General features: G+C 56.5%; 20 protein-coding genes, 1 other RNA gene and 1 pseudogene. 17 read left to right on the top strand and 5 right to left on the bottom strand.

The features are described from left to right. The first annotated feature begins 31 nt into the window (after positions 1–31). The 7 genes from tkt (at position 32) to C2U54_RS00320 (ending at position 8,473) form a co-directional block, all read left to right on the top strand. Positions 32–2,023 (top strand): transketolase, encoded by a 1,992-nt coding sequence (gene tkt / locus C2U54_RS00355; RefSeq protein ID WP_103176897.1) that lies wholly within the window; start codon positions 32–34, stop codon positions 2,021–2,023. Between the two features lie 347 nt (positions 2,024–2,370). Then, positions 2,371–3,390: an erythrose-4-phosphate dehydrogenase gene (gene epd / locus C2U54_RS00345; RefSeq protein ID WP_103176896.1), complete on the top strand. Its 1,020-nt coding sequence runs from the start codon at positions 2,371–2,373 to the stop codon at positions 3,388–3,390. Positions 3,391–3,439: 49 nt separating this feature from the next. Beyond that, complete coding sequence (gene pgk, locus C2U54_RS00340) at positions 3,440–4,603, top strand: phosphoglycerate kinase (protein WP_103176895.1); 1,164 nt, start codon at positions 3,440–3,442, stop codon at positions 4,601–4,603. Between the two features lie 89 nt (positions 4,604–4,692). Beyond that, the gene (gene fbaA, locus C2U54_RS00335; protein ID WP_039029814.1) at positions 4,693–5,772 is read left to right on the top strand and encodes a class II fructose-bisphosphate aldolase; all 1,080 of its coding nucleotides are present in this window, start codon (positions 4,693–4,695) and stop codon (positions 5,770–5,772) included. Positions 5,773–5,961: 189 nt separating this feature from the next. Then, on the top strand, positions 5,962–6,819 hold the full coding sequence (locus C2U54_RS00330; protein WP_103176894.1) for a small-conductance mechanosensitive channel MscS: 858 nt from the start codon (positions 5,962–5,964) through the stop codon (positions 6,817–6,819). A 140-nt stretch (positions 6,820–6,959) separates the two neighbouring features. After that, positions 6,960–7,595 (top strand): arginine exporter ArgO, encoded by a 636-nt coding sequence (argO, locus tag C2U54_RS00325; RefSeq protein WP_103176893.1) that lies wholly within the window; start codon positions 6,960–6,962, stop codon positions 7,593–7,595. 125 nt (positions 7,596–7,720) lie between these two features. Further along, complete coding sequence (locus tag C2U54_RS00320; RefSeq protein ID WP_371816561.1) at positions 7,721–8,473, top strand: oxidative stress defense protein; 753 nt, start codon at positions 7,721–7,723, stop codon at positions 8,471–8,473. 60 nt (positions 8,474–8,533) lie between these two features. Here the strand turns inward: C2U54_RS00320 and argP are convergent, their stop codons facing one another. Further along, positions 8,534–9,427 (bottom strand): DNA-binding transcriptional regulator ArgP, encoded by an 894-nt coding sequence (gene argP, locus C2U54_RS00315; RefSeq protein WP_103176891.1) that lies wholly within the window; start codon positions 9,425–9,427, stop codon positions 8,534–8,536. Positions 9,428–9,577: 150 nt separating this feature from the next. On the opposite strand from argP, the gene rpiA reads away from it, so the two are divergent. Beyond that, complete coding sequence (gene rpiA, locus C2U54_RS00310; protein ID WP_103180978.1) at positions 9,578–10,237, top strand: ribose-5-phosphate isomerase RpiA; 660 nt, start codon at positions 9,578–9,580, stop codon at positions 10,235–10,237. 267 nt (positions 10,238–10,504) lie between these two features. Next, complete coding sequence (gene serA / locus C2U54_RS00300) at positions 10,505–11,737, top strand: phosphoglycerate dehydrogenase (RefSeq protein WP_103176889.1); 1,233 nt, start codon at positions 10,505–10,507, stop codon at positions 11,735–11,737. A gap of 100 nt (positions 11,738–11,837) precedes the next feature. Here serA and C2U54_RS00295 read toward each other — a convergent pair whose 3' ends face one another. From C2U54_RS00295 to zapA, 3 genes are all read right to left on the bottom strand, one after another. Next, positions 11,838–12,434 (bottom strand): 5-formyltetrahydrofolate cyclo-ligase, encoded by a 597-nt coding sequence (locus C2U54_RS00295; RefSeq protein ID WP_103176888.1) that lies wholly within the window; start codon positions 12,432–12,434, stop codon positions 11,838–11,840. Positions 12,435–12,459: 25 nt separating this feature from the next. Then, a non-coding RNA gene (gene ssrS, locus C2U54_RS00290) (6S RNA) lies at positions 12,460–12,643 on the bottom strand. A gap of 41 nt (positions 12,644–12,684) precedes the next feature. Further along, positions 12,685–13,014 carry a cell division protein ZapA gene (zapA, locus tag C2U54_RS00285; RefSeq protein ID WP_039029820.1) on the bottom strand — a complete coding sequence of 110 codons (330 nt, stop codon included), beginning with the start codon at positions 13,012–13,014 and terminating at the stop codon, positions 12,685–12,687. 167 nt (positions 13,015–13,181) lie between these two features. Here zapA and C2U54_RS00275 point away from each other — a divergent pair, with 167 nt between their 5' ends. The 8 genes from C2U54_RS00275 to C2U54_RS00235 all read left to right on the top strand — a co-directional run bounded on the left by C2U54_RS00275 (position 13,182) and on the right by C2U54_RS00235 (position 23,282). Then, complete coding sequence (locus C2U54_RS00275) at positions 13,182–13,760, top strand: YecA/YgfB family protein (protein WP_139156297.1); 579 nt, start codon at positions 13,182–13,184, stop codon at positions 13,758–13,760. 21 nt (positions 13,761–13,781) lie between these two features. Then, on the top strand, positions 13,782–15,095 hold the full coding sequence (gene pepP / locus C2U54_RS00270) for a Xaa-Pro aminopeptidase (protein WP_103176886.1): 1,314 nt from the start codon (positions 13,782–13,784) through the stop codon (positions 15,093–15,095). Further along, positions 15,092–16,270 (top strand): 2-octaprenyl-6-methoxyphenyl hydroxylase, encoded by a 1,179-nt coding sequence (ubiH, locus tag C2U54_RS00265; protein ID WP_103176885.1) that lies wholly within the window; start codon positions 15,092–15,094, stop codon positions 16,268–16,270. The genes pepP and ubiH overlap by 4 nt, the downstream gene beginning before the upstream one ends. A 12-nt stretch (positions 16,271–16,282) precedes the next feature. After that, positions 16,283–17,485, top strand: a complete 1,203-nt coding sequence (ubiI, locus tag C2U54_RS00260) for an FAD-dependent 2-octaprenylphenol hydroxylase (protein ID WP_103176884.1) — start codon at positions 16,283–16,285, stop codon at positions 17,483–17,485. A gap of 428 nt (positions 17,486–17,913) precedes the next feature. Next, positions 17,914–19,008 carry a glycine cleavage system aminomethyltransferase GcvT gene (gene gcvT / locus C2U54_RS00250; protein ID WP_103176882.1) on the top strand — a complete coding sequence of 365 codons (1,095 nt, stop codon included), beginning with the start codon at positions 17,914–17,916 and terminating at the stop codon, positions 19,006–19,008. A gap of 23 nt (positions 19,009–19,031) precedes the next feature. Beyond that, entirely contained in the window at positions 19,032–19,421 is a 390-nt protein-coding gene (gcvH, locus tag C2U54_RS00245) for a glycine cleavage system protein GcvH (RefSeq protein WP_039029826.1), read from the top strand. Between the two features lie 174 nt (positions 19,422–19,595). Then, positions 19,596–22,469, top strand: coding sequence for an aminomethyl-transferring glycine dehydrogenase (gcvP, locus tag C2U54_RS00240; protein ID WP_103176881.1), 2,874 nt, complete (start codon positions 19,596–19,598; stop codon positions 22,467–22,469). Between the two features lie 69 nt (positions 22,470–22,538). Further along, positions 22,539–23,282 carry an SDR family oxidoreductase gene (locus tag C2U54_RS00235; RefSeq protein WP_103176880.1) on the top strand — a complete coding sequence of 248 codons (744 nt, stop codon included), beginning with the start codon at positions 22,539–22,541 and terminating at the stop codon, positions 23,280–23,282. A gap of 86 nt (positions 23,283–23,368) precedes the next feature. Here C2U54_RS00235 and C2U54_RS00230 read toward each other — a convergent pair. Next, a pseudogene (locus tag C2U54_RS00230) lies at positions 23,369–24,619 on the bottom strand (6-phospho-beta-glucosidase); the annotation flags it as partial.

Below are 24,619 nucleotides of genomic sequence, written 5' to 3'. Positions count from 1 at the left end.
CATGGCCTTCAACATCCGATCTGGAGTCAAAATGTCCTCACGTAAAGAGCTTGCCAATGCTATTCGTGCGCTGAGCATGGATGCTGTACAAAAAGCTAAGTCCGGTCACCCGGGTGCCCCTATGGGTATGGCTGACATTGCCGAAGTCCTGTGGCGTGATTTCCTGAACCACAACCCGCAGAACCCTGCCTGGGCTGACCGCGACCGTTTCGTTCTCTCTAACGGCCACGGCTCGATGCTGATCTACAGCCTGCTGCACCTCACCGGCTATGATCTGCCAATCGAAGAGCTGAAAAACTTCCGTCAGCTGCACTCCAAAACCCCGGGTCACCCGGAAGTGGGTTACACCGCAGGTGTTGAAACCACTACCGGTCCGCTGGGTCAGGGTATTGCTAACGCCGTGGGTATGGCGATTGCCGAGAAGACGCTGGCGGCGCAGTTCAACCGTCCGGGTCATGACATCGTCGACCACTTCACCTATGCATTCCTGGGTGATGGCTGCATGATGGAAGGCATTTCTCACGAAGTGTGCTCCCTGGCAGGCACCCTGAAACTGGGCAAACTGGTTGCGTTCTATGACGACAACGGCATCTCCATCGACGGCCACATTGAAGGCTGGTTCACTGACGACACCGCAGCACGTTTCGAAGCCTACGGCTGGCACGTGGTGCGTGGCGTTGACGGTCACGATGCTGAAGCGATTAAACGTGCAGTAGAAGAAGCGCGCGCAGTGACTGACAAACCGTCCCTGCTGATGTGCAAAACCATCATCGGTTTCGGTTCTCCGAACAAAGCCGGTACGCACGACTCCCACGGCGCACCGCTGGGTGACGCAGAGATCGCCCTGACCCGTGAAGCGCTGGGCTGGAAACACGCTGCGTTTGAAATCCCGTCTGAAATTTATGCGCAGTGGGATGCCAAAGAAGCTGGTCAGGCGAAAGAAGCGGCATGGAACGAGAAATTCGCCGCCTACGCTAAAGCCTTCCCACAGGAAGCGGCAGAGTTCACCCGTCGTATGAAAGGTGACATGCCAGCAGACTTCGACGCCAAAGCGAACGAGTTCATCGCTAAGCTGCAGGCTAACCCGGCTAAAATCGCCAGCCGTAAAGCCTCCCAGAATGCGATCGAAGCCTTCGGCCCGCTGCTGCCAGAGTTCCTCGGCGGCTCCGCTGACCTGGCACCATCAAACCTGACTATCTGGTCTGGCTCTAAAGCCATCAACGAAGATACTGCCGGTAACTACATCCATTACGGTGTTCGTGAGTTCGGTATGACCGCGATTGCCAACGGTATCTCCCTGCACGGTGGTTTCCTGCCGTACACCTCCACCTTCCTGATGTTCGTGGAATATGCCCGTAACGCGGTGCGTATGGCTGCGCTGATGAAACAGCGTCAGGTGATGGTCTACACCCACGACTCTATCGGTCTGGGCGAAGATGGCCCGACCCACCAGCCGGTTGAGCAGGTTGCTTCCCTGCGCGTGACCCCGAACATGTCCACATGGCGTCCATGTGACCAGGTTGAATCGGCGGTAGCGTGGAAATATGGCGTTGAGCGTCAGGACGGCCCAACCGCGCTGATCCTCTCCCGTCAGAACCTGGCTCAGCAGGATCGTACCGAAGAGCAGCTGGCGAACATCGCCCGCGGTGGTTACGTGCTGAAAGACTGCGACGGTCAGCCGCAGGTGATCTTCATCGCAACCGGTTCTGAAGTTGAACTGGCTGTTGCCGCCTGGGATCAGCTGGCAGGCGAAGGCGTGAAAGCGCGCGTGGTCTCCATGCCGTCTACCGATGCCTTCGACAAGCAGGACGCGGCTTACCGTGAATCTGTACTGCCGAAAGCCGTTTCTGCCCGAGTGGCAATCGAAGCGGGTATCGCTGACTACTGGTTCAAATACGTGGGCCTGAACGGCGCTATCGTTGGCATGACCACCTTCGGTGAGTCTGCGCCAGCTGAGCAGCTGTTCGAAGAGTTCGGCTTCACCGTTGAGAACGTGGTCGCGAAAGCGAAAGAACTGCTGTAATCATGGTTGTGCCCGGCGGCGCGTAGCTTGCCGGGCCTACAAATATTCAGGCCGGGCAGGCGTAAGCGTCACCCGGCTTTTTTGTGCATGTTATTCCTCAAAGATGTAATACCTCTGTAAATTATTCCACTTAAAATGTGATGTGTGTCATATAGCTGGCTTATTGGTCTGGACAGTCATTCCCTTTATTCCGTGTTTCGCTTATTCTGGCTGAAGCGTTTCAGTCGATTAAATGTTCGACAAATGACCAATCAGTTGGAGTTTGTGACAGGCAAGGATTCCCCTCAGCGCGTTGCTGCATTACTCTGTCAGCCACCTCGTGTCAGGGAAAGCTTTGCAGGAGACTTATGACCGTACGCGTAGCGATTAATGGTTTCGGTCGCATCGGACGTAACGTGGTTCGTGCTTTATATGAATCCGGACGCCGGGCGGAAATTACCGTGGTGGCCATCAATGAACTGGCGGATGCCGCAGGCATGGCGCATTTATTGAAATATGACACCAGCCATGGACGCTTTGCCTGGGACGTTCGTCAGGAGAGAGAGCAGCTGCTTGTCGGTGATGACGTGATCCGTGTGCTTCATGAGCGGACGATCGAAGCATTACCCTGGCGTGAACTGGGTGTCGATGTGGTACTCGATTGTACCGGCGTCTACGGCAACCGCGAACACGGCGAAGCCCATCTGGCGGCTGGCGCAAAGAAAGTGCTCTTTTCACATCCTGGCAGTAACGATCTCGATGCCACGGTGGTTTACGGCGTCAACCATCACGAGTTGCACGCAGAACACCGAATTGTCTCCAATGCCTCCTGTACTACCAACTGTATTATTCCGGTCATCAAGCTGCTGGACGATGCCTACGGCATTGAGTCGGGTACGGTTACCACGATCCACTCAGCCATGCACGATCAGCAGGTCATTGACGCTTACCACCCGGACCTGCGACGCACTCGCGCGGCGAGTCAGTCGATTATCCCGGTGGACACCAAACTGGCGGCCGGTATAACCCGAATTTTTCCGCAGTTTGAAGATCGTTTTGAAGCTATCGCGGTCCGCGTACCTACCATCAACGTGACGGCGATCGACCTCAGCGTTACCGTTAAAAAACCGGTAAAAGCCTTTGAGGTCAACCTGTTGCTGCAAAAGGCGGCACAGCAAGCATTTCATGGTATAGTTGACTATACGGAATTACCGTTGGTCTCAGTAGATTTTAACCACGATCCGCACAGCGCCATTGTAGATGGCACCCAAACGCGCGTGAGTGGAGCGCACCTGATCAAGACGCTGGTCTGGTGTGATAACGAATGGGGCTTTGCTAACAGGATGCTCGACACCACGTTAGCCATGGCCGCACAAGGTTTCAGGTAAGACGCGTATTGCGTCTGCAAAACTTTAAGAATCAACGAGAGGATTCACCATGTCTGTAATTAAGATGACCGATCTGGATCTGGCAGGTAAACGCGTTTTCATCCGTGCGGATCTGAACGTACCGGTTAAAGAGGGTAAAGTGACCAGCGACGCGCGTATCCGTGCCTCTCTGCCAACCATCGAACTGGCACTGAAGCAGGGCGCAAAAGTGATGGTAACCTCCCACCTGGGTCGTCCGACCGAAGGCGAGTACAACGAAGAATTCTCTCTGCTGCCGGTTGTTAATTACCTGAAAGACAAACTGTCCAGCCCGGTACGTCTGGTTAAAGACTACCTGGACGGCGTGGAAGTTGCTGAAGGTGAACTGGTTGTTCTGGAAAACGTTCGCTTCAACAAAGGCGAGAAGAAAGACGACGAAACCCTGTCCAAAAAATATGCTGCACTGTGCGACGTATTCGTGATGGACGCCTTCGGTACCGCTCACCGTGCCCAGGCTTCTACCCACGGTATCGGTAAATTCGCCGACGTCGCTTGTGCAGGTCCTCTGCTGGCCGCTGAGCTGGATGCGCTGGGTAAAGCGCTGAAAGAACCTGCTCGTCCGATGGTTGCTATCGTTGGTGGTTCTAAAGTTTCCACCAAACTGACCGTTCTGGACTCCCTGTCCAAAATCGCTGACCAGCTGATCGTTGGCGGTGGTATCGCTAACACCTTCGTTGCTGCCCAGGGCCACAACGTGGGTAAATCCCTGTACGAAGCAGACCTGGTTGACGAAGCGAAACGCCTGCTGAGCACCTGCGATATCCCGGTTCCAACTGACGTTCGCGTCGCGACCGAGTTCTCTGAAACCGCAACCGCAGAGCTGAAATCTGTTTCTGACATCAAAAATGAAGAGCAGATTCTGGACCTGGGCGACGCCTCTGCAGAGAAACTGGCTGAAATCCTGAAGAATGCAAAAACCATTCTGTGGAACGGTCCGGTTGGCGTGTTCGAATTCCCGAACTTCCGTAAAGGTACTGAAATCGTGGCTAACGCGATTGCAGACAGCGACGCATTCTCCATTGCTGGCGGCGGTGACACCCTGGCAGCCATCGATCTGTTCGGTATTTCCGACAAGATCTCCTACATCTCCACTGGCGGCGGCGCATTCCTCGAATTCGTGGAAGGCAAAGTTCTGCCAGCAGTAGCCATGCTCGAAGAGCGCGCTAAGAAGTAAGCCATTTTAGGGCAGGGAAACCTGCCCAATTTTCAGCGCGCTTTTAAGAGCTCGCCCCTTTCCAAGGCCGAAGATACAGGACTCGCAACATGTCTAAAATTTTTGATTTCGTAAAACCTGGCGTGATCACTGGTGATGACGTTCAGAAAGTGTTCCAGGTAGCTAAAGAAAACAACTTTGCGCTGCCAGCGGTTAACTGCGTCGGTACCGACTCTATTAACGCCGTACTGGAAGCTGCAGCAAAAGTTAAAGCGCCGGTAATCGTTCAGTTCTCTAACGGCGGTGCTGCGTTTATCGCAGGTAAAGGCGTGAAAACTGACGTTCCTCAGGGCGCGGCAATCCTGGGCGCAATCTCTGGCGCACATCACGTTCACCAGATGGCTGAACACTACGGCGTTCCAGTAATCCTGCACACTGACCACTGCGCGAAGAAACTGCTGCCGTGGATCGACGGTCTGCTGGACGCGGGCGAAAAACACTTCGCTGCAACCGGTAAGCCACTGTTCTCTTCTCACATGATCGACCTGTCTGAAGAGTCTCTGGAAGAGAACATCGAGATCTGCTCCAAATACCTGGCTCGCATGGCCAAAATGGACATGACCCTGGAAATCGAGCTGGGTTGCACCGGTGGCGAAGAAGATGGCGTGGACAACAGCCACATGGACGCTTCTGCTCTGTACACTCAGCCAGAAGACGTTGATTACGCTTACACCGAGCTGAGCAAAATCAGCCCACGTTTCACCATCGCGGCTTCCTTCGGTAACGTACACGGTGTGTACAAGCCAGGTAACGTGGTTCTGACCCCAACCATCCTGCGTGATTCTCAGGAGTACGTTTCCAAGAAACACAACCTGCCGCACAACAGCCTGAACTTCGTCTTCCACGGCGGTTCCGGTTCTTCTGCTCAGGAAATCAAAGATTCCGTTAGCTACGGTGTTATCAAAATGAACATCGATACCGACACCCAATGGGCAACCTGGGACGGTATTCTGCAGTACTACAAAACTAACGAAGCTTACCTGCAGGGCCAGCTGGGCAACCCGAAAGGCGAAGACCAGCCGAACAAGAAATACTACGATCCACGCGTATGGCTGCGTGCAGCCCAGACCTCTATGGTGACGCGTCTGGAGCAGGCGTTCAAAGAGCTGAACGCGGTTGACGTTCTGTAATTTAAGCTGCTGACAGCAAGCATCAAAAGCCCGCGTTAATCGCGGGCTTTTTTTATGTCTTTTCAACTGGCTATAGTGGCTGTTTTATGTGATCTGCTTGGCATATTGCGAACTTTTTGTTTACCCTTTACACACTTGCTCCTCTCCGCATGGGGCGGATTTGTGTTTTATGTGCATAAGGAAAGATAAATGGAAGATCTCGGTGTTGTAGATAGCATCAATAACGCGGGCTCCTGGCTGGTGCGTAATCAGGCGTTGCTGTTGAGTTACGCGGTAAACATTGTGGCGGCCATCGCCATTATCATCATCGGTATGATTGTTGCGCGCATCATTTCTAATGCGGTCAACCGCGTGATGCGGGCGCGCCATATTGATGCCACGGTAGCAGACTTTCTCTCTGCGCTGGTGCGCTACGGCATCATCGCTTTTACCCTGATCGCGGCGCTTGGGCGTGTAGGGGTACAGACCGCGTCGGTAATCGCCGTACTCGGTGCCGCCGGTCTGGCTATTGGCCTGGCATTACAGGGCTCGCTGTCGAACCTGGCCGCCGGGGTGCTGCTGGTCACCTTCCGTCCGTTCCGCTCGGGCGAATATGTGGATCTGGGCGGCGTGGCCGGAACCGTGCTGCAGGTGCAGATCTTCTCGACAACCTTGCGCACCGTTGACGGGCGTATCGTGGTGATCCCGAACGGTAAGATTATCGCTAATAACATCATCAACTTCTCTCGTGAACCTGAGCGTCGTAATGAGTTCATTATTGGCGTAGCGTACGACTCGGATATCGACAAAGTGAAGCAGTTGCTCACCAACATTATCGAGTCTGATGAACGCATTCTGAAAGATCGCGACATGACCGTGCGTCTGAACGAACTGGGCGCTTCATCGATCAACTTTGTGGTGCGCGTCTGGAGCAAAAGTAGCGATCTGCAAAGCGTTTACTGGGACGTACTGGAGCGCATCAAGCGCGACTTTGATGCTAACGGCATCAGCTTCCCATATCCGCAGATGGACGTGAACTTCAAGCGGGTGAAAGAACCGGCGGAATAACGTTTCATCGTAACCTGGTGCGCGCAATGCGTACCGGGTTACATTAGCTTCACTAATTGCCAATTAATATTATCCATTTCCTCTTATTATTCTCCCGCAGTATAGTCAGCCCTTAAGTCACATTTTTGAGATTAGTGTTCATGTTCTCTTTTTATTTTCAGGGGCTTATGATTGGCGCGGCGATGATCCTGCCTCTCGGCCCGCAAAACGCCTTCGTCATGAATCAGGGTATTCGACGCCAATATCACATCATGATCGCGCTGCTGTGTGCACTAAGCGATATGCTACTGATTTGTGCCGGGATTTTTGGCGGTAGCGCGCTACTGATGCAGTCTCCCTGGCTGCTGGCGCTGGTCACCTGGGGCGGCGTCGCCTTTCTGCTCTGGTATGGTTTTGGCGCCCTTAAAACGGCGCTGGGCAGCAATATTGAGCTGGCCAGCGCTGAAGTCATGAAGCAGGGGCGCTGGAAAATTATCGTCACCATGCTGGCGGTAACCTGGCTTAATCCGCACGTTTATCTGGATACGTTTGTGGTGCTGGGCAGTCTGGGCGGGCAGCTGGATGTCGAGCCGAGACGCTGGTTCGCGCTGGGTACCGTCAGCGCTTCCTTCCTCTGGTTCTTTGGTCTGGCGCTGCTCGCTGCATGGCTGGCACCCCGTCTGCGCACCGCCAAAGCTCAGCGCATTATTAACGGCCTGGTCGGCGTGGTGATGTGGTTTATTGCTTTTCAGCTGGCGAAAGAGGGAATTCATCACATTCGTGAACTATTCAACTAAGCGTTGTCTTATGGACATTCGGCCAGCAGTCGCTAAGCTTGCTGGCATGCGCCCTGTTACCTGGGCACTCTTCGCAACATGGAGGAATTAAAGTGAAGTTGAATGCAATTGCCCTGGCGGCATTAATGGGTTTTGGCGCAGCATCCGTTCAGGCCAGTGAACTGCCTGACAGCCCGCACATTGTGACCTCCGGCACCGCAAGCGTGGATGCGGCACCGGATATTGCGACCTTAGCCATTGAAGTGAACGTGGCGGCCAAAGATGCTGCCACCGCCAAGAAACAGGCAGACGACCGCGTTGCGCAATATCTCTCTTTCCTGGAGCAGAACGGCGTGGGTAAAAAAGATATCAACTCTGCCAACCTGCGTACCCAGCCGGATTATGACTATAAGGATGGCAAAAGCATCCTGAAAGGTTACCGCGCGGTGCGCTCCGTGGAAGTGACGGTGCGTCAGCTCGATAAACTTAACGCCCTGCTGGATGGCGCGCTGAAAGCGGGTCTGAATGAGATCCGTTCAGTCTCACTGGGTGTTGCGCAACCTGAGAAATATAAAGACGAAGCGCGTAAAGCGGCGATTGATGATGCCGTGCGTCAGGCGCAGCAGCTGGCGTCTGGCTTCAACAGCAAACTGGGTCCGGTCTACAGCGTGCGTTACCACGTCTCTAACTACCAGCCGAGCCCGATGGTGCGCATGATGAAAGCGGAAGCGGCGCCGGTCTCCGCGCAGGATACCTACGAACAGCCAACAATTCAGTTCGACGATCAGGTTGATGTGGTGTTCCAGCTGGAGCCAGCACAGGGTCAGCAGCAGAGCCAGCAGACTCCGCAGGTGCAGCAGCAAGCGCAGCAGCCGGATACGGCGACAAAAGCCCCGTAATGGTTGTGCTTTAGCAGCAATAAAAAGCCGGGTGAGCGTTAACGCGACCCGGCTTTTTTATTAGTCCTGGCGCAGGACCTTATGGCCGTGGGCCAGCAGTGCATCGGTGACGTTGCGCATCATCCGGCTTTCCGGGGCGAAGCGGTGCCAGTAGAGCATGCGGCGCTGGTGCAGGCCTGGCGTCAGGTCGATCAGCTCACCGCTCTGCAGCTCTTTCTCGATCTGCAGATGCGGGATCATGCAGCAGGTTGTGCCCTGACGCGCCAGCTGCACGAAGGCCTCTGATGAGTTAACGATATGGCAGGGTACGCTACCGGGCGGTAGATCGAAGTTCTGCTGTAAAAACGCCTGATGCATATCATCGAGATGGTCAAACGCCACGGCAGGCGCTTTAAGCAGCGCCGCGCGGGTGACGCCATTCGGGAAGTAACGCTCAGCAAACGCTTTGGAGCCGACGAAGAGATAATCCAGCGCCCCCAGTTGATCCACCAGGCAGCTTGGCAGCGCCTGAGGCTGGATACTGACCGCGCCCACCACTTCACCGCGACGCAGACGCTCCTGGGTACGGGTTTCGTCTTCCACCTGCAAATTCAGCCGGATAGGCGAATCGGCCAGCACCGGCGCCAGCGCGGGCAGCAGCCAGGTTGCCAGACTGTCGGCGTTGACCGCCAGGGAGAGAAGCAGCGGCGTGGAGCCGGTCTGTTCGTCACCCAGCCACTCATCTTCCAGCAGCTCAACCTGACGCAGCAGCGCCAGCAGCTTTTGCCCCTGTTCGGTGGGACGTGGCGGCACGGTACGGACCAGCAGCGGCTGCCCGAACATATTCTCAAGCTGTTTGATCCGTTGCGAAACGGCGGACTGGGTAATGCACAGCTTCTGTGCTGCGCGTTCGAATCCGCGTTCACGTATAACGGCATCAAGGGCCTGTAATGTTCTGTAGTCCGGACGTTTCATTGCTCTGGCTGACTCCCAAATAATTCAATACTTCGCACTATGACATAAATTTATGTTTGATACAGACGAAATTGGTGACCTTGCAGATCACATGGCGCAGGTGAATGCTCTATAATGCGCGTCACGCAAAATCACCACGGGCAAGAGATCATGACGCAGGATGAACTGAAAAAAGCAGTAGGATGGGCCGCTCTCCAGTATGTACAGCCGGGTACCATTGTCGGCGTGGGCACAGGGTCAACGGCAGCACACTTTATTGATGCGCTCGGCACGATGAAAGGGCAGATCGAGGGCGCGGTTTCCAGCTCCGATGCATCCACGGAAAAGCTGAAAAGCCTGGGCATTACCGTTTTCGATCTGAATGAAGTCGACCGCCTGGGAATCTACGTTGATGGCGCGGATGAAATCAACGGCCATATGCAGATGATCAAGGGCGGCGGCGCGGCGCTGACGCGTGAAAAAATCATCGCCTCTGTTGCGGACAAGTTCATCTGTATCGCCGATGCCTCGAAGCAGGTGGATATCCTTGGCAAATTCCCGCTGCCGGTTGAAGTGATCCCCATGGCGCGTAGCGCGGTCGCCCGTGAGCTGGTCAAGCTGGGCGGACGCCCGGAATACCGTCAGGGGGTGGTGACGGACAATGGTAACGTGATTCTGGATGTGCACGGTCTGGAGATCCTCGACGCCGTGGCGCTGGAAAACGCCATTAATGGCCTGCCAGGCGTAGTAACCGTAGGGTTATTCGCCAACCGTGGCGCGGATGTCGCGCTGATTGGCACCGCCGAGGGCGTCAAAACCATCGTGAAATGATCTGACGGGGGGAGCGTCCCCCCGCTAATTATTTTTGCAAAAGCGATATTTGGTGACTTGTGTCACATTTCTAATCCTCTCCTGACGATCCTGCCGCTTTCCTCCTGCTCCACAGAATAATTCACTGCCAATTGCGGCTGTATGACATTTCTTCAGAGTGCCGACGCAAACGTTCATATTGCTGCAATAGTTTTTTTTGATATGTTGGCGGGAGTGGATCTCAATCCAGCACAACAACAGTTCAGACAATCAGACAGGGTCGGGGAAATGGCAAAGGTATCACTGGAGAAAGACAAGATTAAATTTCTGCTGGTCGAAGGGGTGCATCAGAAAGCACTGGATAGCCTTCGTGCGGCGGGTTACACCAACATCGAATTTCACAAAGGTGCACTGGATACCGAACAGCTGAAAGAGTCGATCCGTGATGCCCACTTCATTGGCCTGCGATCCCGTACCCACCTGACCGAAGAGGTTATTGCCGCGGCAGAAAAACTGGTGGCGATTGGCTGCTTCTGTATCGGCACCAACCAGGTCGATCTTGATGCTGCCGCGAAGCGCGGGATTCCGGTATTCAACGCGCCATTCTCCAACACCCGTTCCGTGGCGGAGCTGGTTATCGGCGAACTCCTGCTGCTGCTGCGCGGCATCCCTGAAGCCAACGCCAAAGCGCACCGCGGGATCTGGAATAAGCTGGCCTCAGGCTCTTTTGAAGCGCGTGGTAAGAAGCTGGGGATTATCGGTTACGGCCACATCGGTACACAGCTGGGCATTCTCGCTGAATCGCTCGGGATGCACGTCTTCTTCTACGACATTGAAAGCAAACTGCCGCTGGGTAACGCTACTCAGGTTCAGCATCTCTCCGATCTGCTCAACATGAGCGACGTGGTGAGCCTGCACGTGCCGGAAAACGCTTCTACCAAAAACATGATGGGTGCGGAAGAGCTGGCGCTGATGAAGCCGGGCTCGCTGCTGATCAACGCCGCGCGTGGTACGGTGGTGGATATTCCTGCCCTGTGCGACGCCCTGAAAAGCAAACATCTGGCGGGGGCGGCCATTGACGTCTTCCCGACCGAGCCGGCGACCAACAGCGATCCGTTTACCTCTCCGCTGTGCGAGTTCGACAACGTGATCCTGACCCCGCACATTGGCGGCTCCACGCAGGAAGCGCAGGAAAATATCGGTCTTGAAGTGGCCGGTAAGCTGAGCAAATACTCCGACAACGGTTCCACCCTCTCTGCGGTCAACTTCCCGGAAGTCTCTCTGCCGCTGCACGGCGGTCGCCGTCTGCTGCATATCCATGAAAACCGTCCGGGCGTGCTGACGGCCATTAACCAGATCTTCGCCGAGCAGGGGGTCAACATTGCCGCACAGTATCTGCAAACTAACGCGCAGATGGGTTATGTGGTTATCGATATCGAAGCAGATGAAGATGTTGCAGAGAAAGCGCTGCAGGGGATGAAGGCCATTCCGGGCACGATTCGCGCGCGTCTGCTTTACTAATCTGCGTTTTGTTTTGTCGGGTGGCGCTTCGCTTACCCGACCTACAAAATTTGAATGTTCCGTGTAGGCCGGGTAAGGCGACGCCGCCACCCGGCTTTTTTCACCACTGCCAAATTCTGGACGGCGTCACCACCGCAGGCAGCGGGATATCCCACTTCTCCACCGGTAACGCTTCAACGCCCTGACAATCATGCGCATAGCCCACGGGATGTAAACCGTACTGCTGCCAGTTTTGCAGGGTGCGATCGTAAAAACCCCCGCCCATGCCTAAGCGCTGGCCGCTCTCATCAAACGCCACCAGCGGCGTCACCAGCACATCCAGCTGATCCAGCGGCAATACGTCGCGCACGTCCAGTTTCGGCTCGGTGATTTTCAGACGATTTACCACCAGTTCGCTGTGAGGGTGATAGTGCAGAAACAGGAGATGACCCGGGCTAAAAGGGTGGAGTACCGGCAGATAGACTTTCTTCCCGCTGCGCCAGAGTTCATCGATAAGCGGCTGGGTATCGAGTTCGCCATCAAAGGAGAGGAACAGGGCCACCGTGTGCGCCATGACCATAGGCGGATACGCCATCATGCGGGCCGCGGCTTGCTGCGCGAAATGGGCTTGCTGTTCAGGCGTTAGGGCTCTGCGTTGCTGGCGAATAAACTGACGAATTTGTTGACGTGTGGCAGGAGCTTCAGGAAGTTGCGTCATGGTAGTCGCTGGGTAGAAAGGTGAGGGAATCTCCGAGATGCCGCCGCAGGCTGTAACCCTTGAACCCTTGGTTCAAGGTGAATGTGTCGTCATGATTTTAAGGCTTCTCGGACGAACCGAGCATGCTCACCAACCATGGAGCGCCACATTCTTGTGGTATGAAATATCGGCTCAGGGGACTGGCCCGCATGCGAACATCTCAGAGAAATTTTTCCTTCAGGGTCACTCTACCATAGTAGACCATGAAGTGTTATTCAAAGTTTTGCCCCGGTCTGTCAGTAATGCGACCCTGATCAAGCAATGCCTGTTCGATGGTCTGCTGGAGCATTTTAATGCGTTGTTCCATGCTCGCCGCGTATTCGCGGGTCTTCGCTTTTTCCTGAGTCAATTCATAACTGATGTTCAACGCGGCGATGAAAACCAGCTGCTCAGTATTTGTGACTCTAGTGCGTTCTTTTAAATCTTGCAACCGCTGATTCAAATCATCCGCAGCCTGATTCAAAGCATCCCTTTGTTCAGGCGGACAATTCACTCGCAGCGAACGGCCAAAAATTTGGATATCGACGGGTTGTGCAGACATGCCACCTTCCTGCTGTTTGACTGCGCTGCCTTCACACCCGATTCCGGGGGCTGCGAAGGGGCGACACTATAGCTACCCTGGTGCGCAGATACAAGCCCTATTCTGGTTCACCAGGGTCCAAAGTGGTAGCATACCATGAATATTCCTCCCAATGATGACGAATGCGCATGTCTATACAGAACGAAATGCCTGGCTACAACGACGTTAGCCAGTTACTGAACCAGCAGGGCGTGGGTTTAACACCTGCTGAAATGCACGGTCTGATCAGCGGGATGCTGTGTGGTGGAAACAACGACAGCTCATGGCTGCCGCTGGTTCACGACCTGACGAACGAAGGTCTGGCGTTTGGTCACGATCTGGCCCAGGCGTTGCGCAGTATGCATGGCGCAATCAGCGATGCGCTGGAAGATGACGGCTTCCTTTTTCAGCTTTATCTGCCTGATGGCGACGACGTCAGCGTGTTCGATCGCGCCGATGCGCTGGCCGGGTGGGTTAACCATTACCTGTTGGGGTTGGGCGTAACGCAGCCTAAACTTGAAAAGGTGACGGGCGAAGCCGGAGAAGCGATCGACGATCTGCGCAACATTGCACAGCTGGGCTACGACGAGGAAGAGGACCAGGAAGAGCTGGAAATGTCCCTCGAAGAGATCATTGAGTATGTGCGCGTCGCGTCGTTGCTCTGCCACGATACCTTTACGCGGACTCAGCCCACTGCGCCGGAAGTGCGCAAACCAACCTTACACTAATAACAACTACTGGAGGGTGTCATGACTCAGCAAGAGTACCTTCGTCGCCGTCAGGCGCTGCTGGCTACGATGCAGCCGGGAAGCGCCGCGCTGATATTTGCCGCACCGGAGGCCACGCGCAGTAACGATAGCGAGTATCCGTATCGCCAGAGCAGTGATTTCTGGTACTTCACCGGCTTCAACGAGCCGGAGTCGGTACTGGTGCTGATTAAAAGTGATGACACCCACAACCACAGCGTGCTGTTTAACCGCGTTCGGGATCTCACCGCCGAAATTTGGTTTGGCCGTCGGCTAGGACAGCAGGCCGCGCCGGAAAAGCTGGGCGTGGATCGCGCCCTGGCGTTCAGCGAAATCAACGATCAGCTCTACCAGCTGCTCAATGGCCTGGATGTGGTTTACCACGCCCAGGGCGAATACGCGTATGCCGACGAGATTCTCTTTGCCGCGCTGGATAAGCTGCGCAAAGGCGCCCGGCAAAATCTGAAAGCGCCCGCAACGATCACCGACTGGCGTCCCGTTGTGCATGAACTGCGCCTGTTTAAATCGGCTGAAGAGCTGGAGGTGATGCGTCGCGCGGGTGAAATCAGCGCGCTGGCTCATACCCGGGCGATGGAAAAGTGTCGTCCGGGAATGTTCGAATATCAGCTTGAAGGGGAAATTCATCATGAATTTTCCCGCCACGGCGCGCGCTATCCGGCCTACAACACCATTGTGGGCGGCGGTGAAAATGGCTGCATTCTTCACTACACCGAAAACGAGTCCGAACTGCGGGATGGCGATCTGGTGCTGATTGATGCCGGATGTGAATTTAAAGGCTATGCCGGGGATATCACCCGCACCTTCCCGGTGAACGGTAAATTTACCCCAGCCCAGCGCGCGATTTACGACATTGTTCTGCACTCGCTGGATACGGCGCTGATGCTGTTCCGCCCTGGCACCTCCATTCAGGAAGTGACCGGTGAAGTGGTGCGCATCATGGTCAGCGGGCTGGTGGATCTGGGTATCCTGCAGGGCGATGTCGATCAGCTGGTTGCTGAGAGTGCGCACCGTCCCTTCTTTATGCATGGCCTGAGCCACTGGCTGGGGCTGGATGTGCATGATGTGGGAGCGTATGGCCCGGAGCGTTCGCGCGTGCTGGAGCCTGGCATGGTGCTGACCGTTGAGCCGGGGCTCTATATCGCACCGGATGCCGATGTGCCTGCGGAGTATCGCGGTATCGGCATTCGCATCGAAGACGACATCGTTATCACCGAAACCGGCAACGAAAACCTCACCGCGTCGGTGGTGAAAAATGCCGATGAGATCGAGGCGCTGATGGCGGCGGCGCGCGCATGAGCATCATCATCGTTGGCGGAGGCATGACGGGGGCAACGCTGGCGCTGACCCTCTCTTCCCTGACCCAGGGTAAGCTGCCGATCCATCTGATCGAAGCCGTTGCCCCGCAGTCAACGGGCCATCCGGGTTTTGACGGACGCGCTATCGCCCTGGCGCAGGGCACCTGCCAGCAGCTCGCGCGTAGCGGCATCTGGCAGGCGATTGCCGATTGTGCCACGGCCATCGAAACCGTTCATGTCAGCGACCGGGGCCACGCCGGGTTTGTCACCCTTGAGGCGCAGGATTACCGCATTGATGCGCTGGGGCAGGTGGTTGAACTGCACGACGTGGGTCTGCGCCTGTTCCGTCTGCTAAAGGAGGCCCCTGGCGTGACGCTGCATTGCCCGGCGCGCGTGGAGCATTTTACCCGCAGCGAAGCGGCGGTGAGCGTCACCCTCGATGACGGCACCACCCTTGACGGACAACTGCTGGTGGCTGCCGACGGCTCCCGTTCGGCGCTCGGCCAGCAGTGCGGGATCCAGTGGCAACAGCAGCCCTATCATCAGCTGGCGGTGATTGCCAACGTCGCCACCGCCGAGCCACACCGTGGTCGCGCTTTTGAACGTTTTACCCAACATGGCCCGCTGGCCATGTTGCCGATGTCGCAGGGGCGCAGCTCGCTGGTCTGGTGCCATCCGCTGGAGAGTGCGGACGATGTGCAGAGCTGGTCTGATGAACGCTTCTGCACCGAACTGCAAAAAGCCTTTGGCTGGCGGCTGGGGCGGATCACCCATGCGGGCAAGCGTTCGTTCTATCCCCTGGCCTTAACTACGGCGTCGCAATCTGTCTCCCATCGCGTCGCGCTGGTGGGCAATGCAGCACAGACATTACATCCCATCGCCGGACAGGGCTTTAACCTCGGGCTGCGCGATGTCATGACCCTTGCCGAAACCCTGGCCGAGGCATTTGCGCAACAGCAGGATTGCGGGGCATATCCGGTGTTATGCCACTACCAGAAGCGTCGCCAGGCAGATAAAGCGGCGACGATCGGCGTAACCGACGGGCTGGTGCATCTGTTTGCCAATCGCTGGGCGCCGCTGGTCGTGGGGCGTAACGCCGGGTTAATGGCGATGGAACTATTCATTCCGGCACGCGATGTGCTGGCACAGAGGACGCTTGGTTGGGGCGCTCGCTAAGGAGTAAACAAAGTGCAGAATGTTGATGTCGCCATTGTCGGTGGCGGAATGGTAGGACTGGCGCTGGCCTGCGGTCTGCAGGGGAGCGGTCTGCGCGTGGCGGTGCTGGAACAGAAACAGCCGCAGCCTGTCGCTCCCGATGCGCCGCCTGAGCTACGCGTTTCGGCGATCAACGCCGCCAGTGAAAAGCTGCTGACCCGCGTTGGCGTCTGGTCAGAGATTATCGCCCAGCGCGCCAGCTGCTATCACGGCATGGAAGTGTGGGATAAAGACAGCTTCGGGCATATCGCCTTTGATGATGAGAGCATGGGCTACAGCCATCTCGGCCATATCATCGAAAACGCGGTGATCCATCATGCCTTGTGGCAGAAAGCGCAGCAGTGCAGCGACGTTACGCTGATTGCCCCGGCACAACTGCAGCAGGTGGCCTGGGGTGAAAACGATGCCTTTATTACCCTGCAAAGCGGCGACATGCTGACTGCGCGTTTGGTGGTCGGGGCCGATGGTGCCAACTCCTGGTTGCGCAACAAAGCCGACATTCCCCTGACGTACTGGGACTACCGCCATCATGCCCTGGTCGCCACTATTCGCACCGCGGAACCGCACCAGGCGGTGGCCCGGCAGATCTTCCATAACGACGGCATTCTGGCCTTTTTGCCGCTCAGCGATCCGCATCTCTGCTCCATCGTCTGGTCGCTTTCCCCTGAGAAGGCGCAGCAGATGCAGGAGGCATCAGCCGAAGCGTTTAATCAGGCCCTGTGCGTGGCCTTTGATAACCGGCTGGGGCTCTGCACTGTCGAAAGCGAGCGTCAGGTATTCCCGTTAACCGGTCGCTATGCGCGCCAGTTCGCGGCGCATCGCCTGGCGCTGGTGGGCGACGCGGCGCACACCATTCATCCGCTGGCCGGGCAGGGGGTAAACCTGGGCTTTATGGATGCCGCCGAGCTGGTGAATGAACTGCGCCGCCTCCATCGTGAGGGCAAAGATATTGGTCAGCATATTTACCTGCGCCGGTACGAGCGTAGCCGTAAGCACAGCGCGGCAATGATGCTGGCGGGGATGCAGGGCTTCCGCGAACTCTTTGCCGGTGCCAATCCGGCGAAAAAACTGCTGCGCGATCTCGGTCTGAAACTGGCTGACACCCTCCCGGGCGTTAAACCACAACTTCTGCGTCAGGCGATGGGACTTAACGACCTGCCGGACTGGCTACGCTAATTTAGAACTCCATCACACTTTATTCTCCCGGCCTGCAGACCGGGGGATCTCCCTCGTTTGAAATAATCTAATTTCACCGCCTTTTTCGCATTAGATTAACTAATCTGGCTATTTTTATGTTACGGAAATTTCGCGCATTTTTCCGCAGTAAATATCAGCCTGTGCTAAATCCCATCTTATCGACTTTGCTTTTGTGCGGAACGATTCGCATTTTTATAGTGAATAACTCTGTACGCTTTGCTGGCTTTTTTGACCATAAGCTAATGTGATGACCCATTTTGCCTTATGGTTAACCACCGTTTTCGGTGGTAAGTTCTGAGGAAAGAGAACGTTTGCGTCGGTGTCCGGGAGCGATGCCGATGCCGGGTTTCGTGGTGAATTTTTCGCCATGAAACGCAAGACAGCCCAGCTCATTCAACGAGGATAAGATGGCTCAACAGACGCCTTTGTATGAACAACACACCTTATGCGGTGCACGCATGGTCGATTTCCATGGCTGGATGATGCCGCTGCATTATGGTTCGCAGATTGATGAGCATCATGCGGTGCGCACCGATGCCGGTATGTTCGACGTCTCTCACATGACCATTGTCGATCTGCACGGCAGCCGCACCCGGGAGTTTTTACGCTATCTGCTGGCAAACGACGTCGCCAAACTGAAGACGCCGGGTAAAGCGCTCTATAGCGGCATGCTGAATGCCTCCGGCGGCGTTATTGACGACCTGATTGTCTATTACCTCTCTGAAGATTTCTTCCGCCTCGTTGTAAACTCCGCCACCCGCGAAAAAGACCTCTCCTGGATCACCCAACACGCTGAACCTTACGGCATCGACATCACCGTGCGTGACGACCTGTCGCTGATTGCGGTGCAGGGGCCAAATGCCCAGGCGAAAGCCGCCTCCCTGTTTAACGAAGAACAGCGTAAAGCCACCGAAGGCATGAAGCCGTTCTTTGGCGTGCAGGCGGGCGATCTCTTTGTGGCGACCACCGGCTACACCGGTGAAGCGGGCTATGAAATTGCCATGCCGAACGAAAAAGCGGCCGATTTCTGGCGTGCGCTGGTAGAAGCGGGCGTTAAGCCGGCGGGTCTGGGCGCGCGCGATACGCTGCGTCTGGAAGCCGGTATGAATTTATATGGCCAGGAGATGGACGAAGGGGTCTCTCCGCTGGCGGCCAACATGGGCTGGACCATAGCCTGGGAACCGGCCGATCGCGACTTTATCGGTCGTGAAGTGCTGGAACAGCAGCGTGAGAAGGGCACCGAACAGCTGGTTGGGCTGGTGATGACCGAGAAAGGCGTCCTGCGCGGTGAACTGCCGGTACGTTTCACCGATGCCAATGGCAACCACTGCGAAGGCATTATCACCAGCGGCACCTTCTCCCCGACGCTGGGTTACAGTATTGCGCTGGCGCGTGTGCCGGCGGGCATTGGCGAGACGGCCGTGGTGCAGATCCGCAACCGCGAAATGCCGGTCCGCGTGACCAAACCGATTTTTGTTCGCGCCGGTAAACCGGTCGCCTAATTATTTTTATCAGGAGAAATTCAATGAGCAATGTGCCAGCAGAACTGAAATACAGCAAAGAACACGAGTGGCTGCGCAAAGAAGCCGACGGCACCTATACCGTTGGGATCACCGAACATGCTCAGGAGCTGTTAGGTGACATGGTCTTTGTGGATCTGCCGGAAGTGGGCGCGACCGTGACCGCGGGCGACGACTGTGCGGTGGCGGAATCGGTAAAAGCAGCTTCAGACATCTATGCCCCGGTCGGCGGCGAAATCGTGGCGGTTAACGACGCCCTGAGCGACTCCCCGGAGCTGGTCAACAGCGAGCCTTACGGCGAAGGCTGGATCTTCAAAATTAAAGCCAGCGATGAAGCGGAAGTTGCCGCCCTGCTGGATGCCACCGCGTACGAAGCTCTACTCGAAGACGAATAAATACGCGTCATCCTTCACGTTGCAGGCGCGTTGGCTTCCTCGCTCACCCCGGTCACTTACCTGAGTAAGCTCCCGGGGATTCGCTGCGTCGCCGCCTTCCTGCAACGCGAATGATTTAGCGTATTCAGTTAAATTCCAAATACGATTCACTGCACGTTTCAGGAACCATCGCTCATGACACAGACTTTAAGCCAGCTTGAAAACCGTGGCGCCTTCATCGAACGTCACATTGGGCCGGATGCTCAGCAACAGCAGGAGATGCTGAAGACGGTTGGCGCGGATTCGCTCAACGCCTTGATCGGCCAGATTGTGCCAAAGGATATTCAGCTCGACACGCCGCCGCAGGTGGGGGAATCAACCACTGAATATGCCGCCCTGGCGGAACTGAAGGGCATTGCCAGCCTGAACAAGCGCTTTAAGTCTTACATTGGCATGGGTTACACCAACGTGCAGTTACCGCCGGTGATCCTGCGTAACATGCTGGAAAACCCGGGCTGGTACACCGCGTACACCCCTTATCAGCCGGAAGTCTCTCAGGGCCGTCTGGAAGCGCTGCTCAACTTCCAGCAGGTGACGCTGGATCTGACCGGTCTGGATATCGCCTCCGCCTCGCTGCTGGATGAAGCCACTGCCGCCGCAGAAGCGATGGCGATGGCAAAACGCGTCAGCAAACTGAAGGGCGCAAACCGCTTCTTCGTCGCAGCCGACGTGCATCCGCAAACCCTCGACGTGGTACGTACCCGTGCTGAGACCTTTGGCTTTGAAGTGATCGTTGATGATGCCGATAAAGTGCTGGATCACCAGGATGTGTTCGGCGTGCTGTTGCAGCAGGTGGGCACCACCGGTGAAGTGCACGATTACGCCAAACTGATTGCCGAGCTGAAAGGGCGTAAAATTGTCGTCAGCGTGGCGGCCGATTTTATGGCGCTGGTGCTGTTAACCGCCCCGGGTAAACAGGGCGCAGACATCGTCTTCGGCTCCGCGCAGCGCTTCGGCGTACCGATGGGCTACGGCGGTCCACACGCGGCCTTCTTCGCCGCCAAAGATGAATTCAAACGCTCCATGCCAGGCCGTATTATTGGCGTATCGAAAGATGCCGCCGGCAATACCGCCCTGCGCATGGCGATGCAGACTCGCGAGCAGCATATCCGCCGTGAGAAAGCGAACTCCAACATCTGTACCTCTCAGGTACTGCTGGCCAATATCGCCAGCCTGTATGCCGTCTTCCACGGCCCGGTTGGCCTGAAGCGTATCGCCAGCCGCATTCATCGTCTGGCCGATATTCTCGCCTGTGGCCTGCAGCAGAAAGGTCAAAAACTGCGTCACGCCCACTTCTTCGACACCCTGTGCGTTGACGTGGCCGACAAAGCCGCCGTGCTGGCACGCGCTGAGGCGGCAGAAATTAACCTGCGCAGTGATATCCTGAATGCGGTCAGCATCACCCTGGATGAGACCACCACCCGTGACGATCTGCAGGTGCTCTTCAACGTCCTGCTGGGTGAAGACCACGGTCTGGATGTGGACACGCTCGATAAAGAGGTGGCGCACGACAGTTGCTCCATTCAGGCGAGCATGCTGCGCGATGACGCGATCCTGACGCATCCGGTCTTTAACCGCTATCACAGCGAAACCGAGATGATGCGCTATATGCACTCTCTGGAGCGCAAAGATCTGGCCCTGAATCAGGCGATGATCCCGCTGGGCTCCTGCACCATGAAGCTGAACGCCGCCGCCGAGATGATCCCAATCACCTGGCCGGAATTCGCTGAACTGCACCCATTCTGCCCGGCCGATCAGGCGGAAGGGTATCACCAGATGATCAACCAGCTCTCCGACTGGCTGGTGAAACTGACCGGCTACGACGCACTCTGCATGCAGCCAAACTCCGGCGCCCAGGGTGAATACGCAGGTCTGCTGGCGATCCGCCATTATCACGAGAGCCGTAACGAAGGGCATCGTGATATCTGCCTGATCCCAAGCTCCGCCCACGGCACCAACCCGGCATCGGCCCAGATGGCAGGGATGGAAGTGGTGGTAGTGGCCTGCGATAAAAACGGCAACATCGACCTGGCCGATCTGCGTGCGAAAGCGGAACAGACCGGCGATAAGCTCTCCTGCATCATGGTCACCTATCCGTCCACTCACGGCGTGTATGAAGAGACCATCCGCGAAGTGTGCGAAATTGTGCACCAGTATGGCGGCCAGGTTTACCTCGATGGCGCCAACATGAACGCCCAGGTGGGGATCACCACGCCAGGCTTTATCGGCGCGGACGTGTCGCACCTGAACCTGCACAAAACCTTCTGCATTCCGCACGGCGGCGGCGGCCCGGGCATGGGCCCGATCGGTGTGAAAGCGCACCTGGCGCCGTTTGTTCCGGGCCACAGCGTGGTGCAGATCGAAGGCATGCTCACCCGTCAGGGCGCGGTCTCTGCGGCACCGTTCGGCAGCGCCTCTATTCTGCCAATCAGCTGGATGTATATCCGCATGATGGGCGCAGAAGGGCTGAAGCAGGCCAGCCAGGTGGCGATCCTGAATGCCAACTACATCGCGACGCGTCTGAAAGATGCCTATCCGGTGCTCTACACCGGTCGTGATGGTCGCGTGGCGCACGAGTGCATCCTTGATATTCGTCCTCTGAAAGAAGAGACCGGTATCAGCGAGCTGGATATCGCCAAGCGTCTGATCGACTACGGCTTCCACGCCCCGACCATGTCGTTCCCGGTTGCGGGTACGCTGATGGTTGAACCAACCGAGTCCGAAAGCAAAGTTGAGCTGGACCGCTTTATCGATGCGATGCTGGCGATCCGCAGCGAAATCGACCGCGTGAAGGCCGGGGAGTGGACCCTGGAAGATAACCCGCTGGTTAACGCGCCGCATACTCAGAACGAACTGGTAGCGGAGTGGAACCACGGTTACACCCGCGAACTGGCGGTCTTCCCGGCAGGCGTAGCCAACAAGTACTGGCCGACCGTGAAGCGTCTTGATGACGTTTACGGCGACCGTAACCTGTTCTGCTCCTGTGTGCCGATGAGCGAATACCAGTAATCTTTCTGTCATACTTTAGGCCGGGTAAGCGTCAGCGCCACCCGGCTTTTTTTTATCCGGAGGTTGTAGATGGCAATCGCATTAGTCACCGGCGCCAGCCGTGGGATTGGCAAAGCGACGGCGCTTGAGCTGGCGCGTGTGGGTTATAACGTGGCGGTGAATTATCACCACAACATCAGCGCCGCCACCGACGTGATCAATCAGATTACAGAAGAGGGCGGCAGAGCCTTTGCCCTGCGCGCGGATATCAGCGACGAAGCGCAGGTTATGGCGATGTTCGACAGCCTCGATCGCGAAGGGGAGCCCCTCGCCGCGCTGGTCAACAACGCCGGGATTCTCTTCGAGCAGAGCACCATTGAGAACCTCTCCGCCGAGCGGATTAACCGCGTGCTGGCCACCAACGTGACCGGGTATTTCCTCTGCTGCCGCGAAGCGGTGAAACGCATGTCGCTGAAACATGGCGGTAAAGGCGGGGCGATCGTGAATGTCTCTTCAGCAGCCTCACGACTCGGCGCGCCGGGGGAGTATGTGGATTACGCGGCATCGAAAGGGGCGGTGGACTCCCTGACGACCGGGCTATCGCTGGAAGTGGCGGCCCAGGGCATCCGGGTGAACTGCGTGCGTCCGGGGCTGATTTACACCGACATTCATGCCTCCGGCGGTGAACCGGGGCGGGTGGATCGGGTGAAGTCGATGCTGCCGATGCAGCGCGGCGGCCAGCCGGAAGAGGTGGCGCAGGCGATTGTCTGGCTGCTGAGCGAGAAGGCCTCGTACGTGACGGGCAGTTTTATTGAGTTAGCGGGCGGGAAGTAAGGCCCCTCACCCTAACCCTCTCCCCATAGGGGAGAGGGGATCGATCGCAGGCCGGTGCAAGCGCAGCGCCGCCCGGCAATGCCGGATTAAAGCGTCTCGCCGTTGCTGGCGATCACTTTTTTGTACCACTCAAAGCTCTTCTTACGCGAACGGGACATGTCGCCGGTGCCGTCGTCGTGCTTGTTCACATAGATAAAGCCGTAACGTTTGCTGTACTGGCCGGTAGTGAACGACACGCAGTCGATGCAGCCCCACGGGGTGTACCCCATCAGATCCACACCATCGTAAGTGACCGCTTTCATCATCTCTTCCACGTGCGCGCGCAGATAGTCGATGCGGTAGTCATCATTGATGCTGCCGTCCTCTTCTACTTTGTCGTACGCGCCAAAGCCGTTTTCCACGATAAACAGCGGTTTCTGATAGCGCTCATAGAGTTCGCACAGGGAGTAACGCAGGCCCACCGGGTCAATCTGCCAGCCCCAGTCGGACGCTTTCACGTGCGGGTTCGGCACGCTGCCTTCAAAGCCGGAGATCGCATCGCCGGTGCCGCCTTCCGCTTTCACCGCGTTGGTCATGTAATAGCTGAAGCCCAGATAATCACAGGTGCCTTCGCGCAGGATCTGCTCGTCGCCCGCTTCCATCTTGATGGTGAAACCGCGGCGCTCCCACTCATTCAGCACGTAGGACGGGTAGTAACCCCGCAACTGCACGTCGGTAAAGACATAGCGTTCACGCATCGATTCCTGAGCAAACATCACATCTTCTGGTTTGCAGGAGTAAGGATAGAGCGCGACCATTGCCAGCATGCAGCCGACTTTCATCTCCGGGTTGATGCGACGGGCCGCTTTCACCGCCAGGGCGCTGGCCACGAACTGGTGATGCAGCACCTGGTACATGGTCTCTTCCGGATTCTGATGCTCGGTATAGACCACCCCGGAGCAGCAGTAGCCGAACAGCGGCGCGCGCCAGTTACGCTGATTGTTGATTTCGTTGAAGGTCATCCAGTATTTGACCTTGCTCTTGTAGCGCTCAAAGACCACTTCGGCGAAGTTGACGAAGAAATCGACCACCTTACGGTTGGTCCAGCCGCCGTACTCCTGCACCAGGTGCAGCGGCATTTCGAAGTGGGAGAGGGTGATGACCGGCTCGATGTTGTATTTCAGCAGCTCATCGAACATGTCGTCGTAGAACTTCAGCCCCTCTTCGTTGGGCTGAGTTTCGTCACCTTTCGGGAAAATACGGGTCCAGGCGATGGAGGTGCGGAAGCATTTGAAGCCCATCTCGGCAAACAGCTTGATATCTTCTTTATAGTGACCGTGGAAGTCGATGGCCTCGTG

The organism is Leclercia sp. LSNIH1 (genome assembly GCF_002902985.1).
Lineage (GTDB): Bacteria > Pseudomonadota > Gammaproteobacteria > Enterobacterales > Enterobacteriaceae > Enterobacter.
The sequence above is the reverse complement of the archived record's forward strand: the minus strand, read 5'-3'. Positions and strand labels throughout refer to the sequence as shown.

Excerpts from the sequence above, each read along its gene's own strand:
- ubiH (WP_103176885.1), top strand. The coding sequence starts at position 15,092 with ATGAGCATCATCATCGTTGGCGGAGGCATGACGGGGGCAACGCTGGCG.
- C2U54_RS00295 (WP_103176888.1), bottom strand. The coding sequence starts at position 12,434 with ATGACGCAACTTCCTGAAGCTCCTGCCACACGTCAACAAATTCGTCAG.
- pgk (WP_103176895.1), top strand. The coding sequence starts at position 3,440 with ATGTCTGTAATTAAGATGACCGATCTGGATCTGGCAGGTAAACGCGTT.
- argP (WP_103176891.1), bottom strand. The coding sequence starts at position 9,427 with ATGAAACGTCCGGACTACAGAACATTACAGGCCCTTGATGCCGTTATA.
- argO (WP_103176893.1), top strand. The coding sequence starts at position 6,960 with ATGTTCTCTTTTTATTTTCAGGGGCTTATGATTGGCGCGGCGATGATC.
- fbaA (WP_039029814.1), top strand. The coding sequence starts at position 4,693 with ATGTCTAAAATTTTTGATTTCGTAAAACCTGGCGTGATCACTGGTGAT.
- epd (WP_103176896.1), top strand. The coding sequence starts at position 2,371 with ATGACCGTACGCGTAGCGATTAATGGTTTCGGTCGCATCGGACGTAAC.
- rpiA (WP_103180978.1), top strand. The coding sequence starts at position 9,578 with ATGACGCAGGATGAACTGAAAAAAGCAGTAGGATGGGCCGCTCTCCAG.
- gcvP (WP_103176881.1), top strand. The coding sequence starts at position 19,596 with ATGACACAGACTTTAAGCCAGCTTGAAAACCGTGGCGCCTTCATCGAA.
- gcvT (WP_103176882.1), top strand. The coding sequence starts at position 17,914 with ATGGCTCAACAGACGCCTTTGTATGAACAACACACCTTATGCGGTGCA.
- pepP (WP_103176886.1), top strand. The coding sequence starts at position 13,782 with ATGACTCAGCAAGAGTACCTTCGTCGCCGTCAGGCGCTGCTGGCTACG.
- tkt (WP_103176897.1), top strand. The coding sequence starts at position 32 with ATGTCCTCACGTAAAGAGCTTGCCAATGCTATTCGTGCGCTGAGCATG.
- C2U54_RS00330 (WP_103176894.1), top strand. The coding sequence starts at position 5,962 with ATGGAAGATCTCGGTGTTGTAGATAGCATCAATAACGCGGGCTCCTGG.
- zapA (WP_039029820.1), bottom strand. The coding sequence starts at position 13,014 with ATGTCTGCACAACCCGTCGATATCCAAATTTTTGGCCGTTCGCTGCGA.
- C2U54_RS00235 (WP_103176880.1), top strand. The coding sequence starts at position 22,539 with ATGGCAATCGCATTAGTCACCGGCGCCAGCCGTGGGATTGGCAAAGCG.
- gcvH (WP_039029826.1), top strand. The coding sequence starts at position 19,032 with ATGAGCAATGTGCCAGCAGAACTGAAATACAGCAAAGAACACGAGTGG.
- C2U54_RS00320 (WP_371816561.1), top strand. The coding sequence starts at position 7,721 with ATGGGTTTTGGCGCAGCATCCGTTCAGGCCAGTGAACTGCCTGACAGC.
- C2U54_RS00275 (WP_139156297.1), top strand. The coding sequence starts at position 13,182 with ATGTCTATACAGAACGAAATGCCTGGCTACAACGACGTTAGCCAGTTA.
- serA (WP_103176889.1), top strand. The coding sequence starts at position 10,505 with ATGGCAAAGGTATCACTGGAGAAAGACAAGATTAAATTTCTGCTGGTC.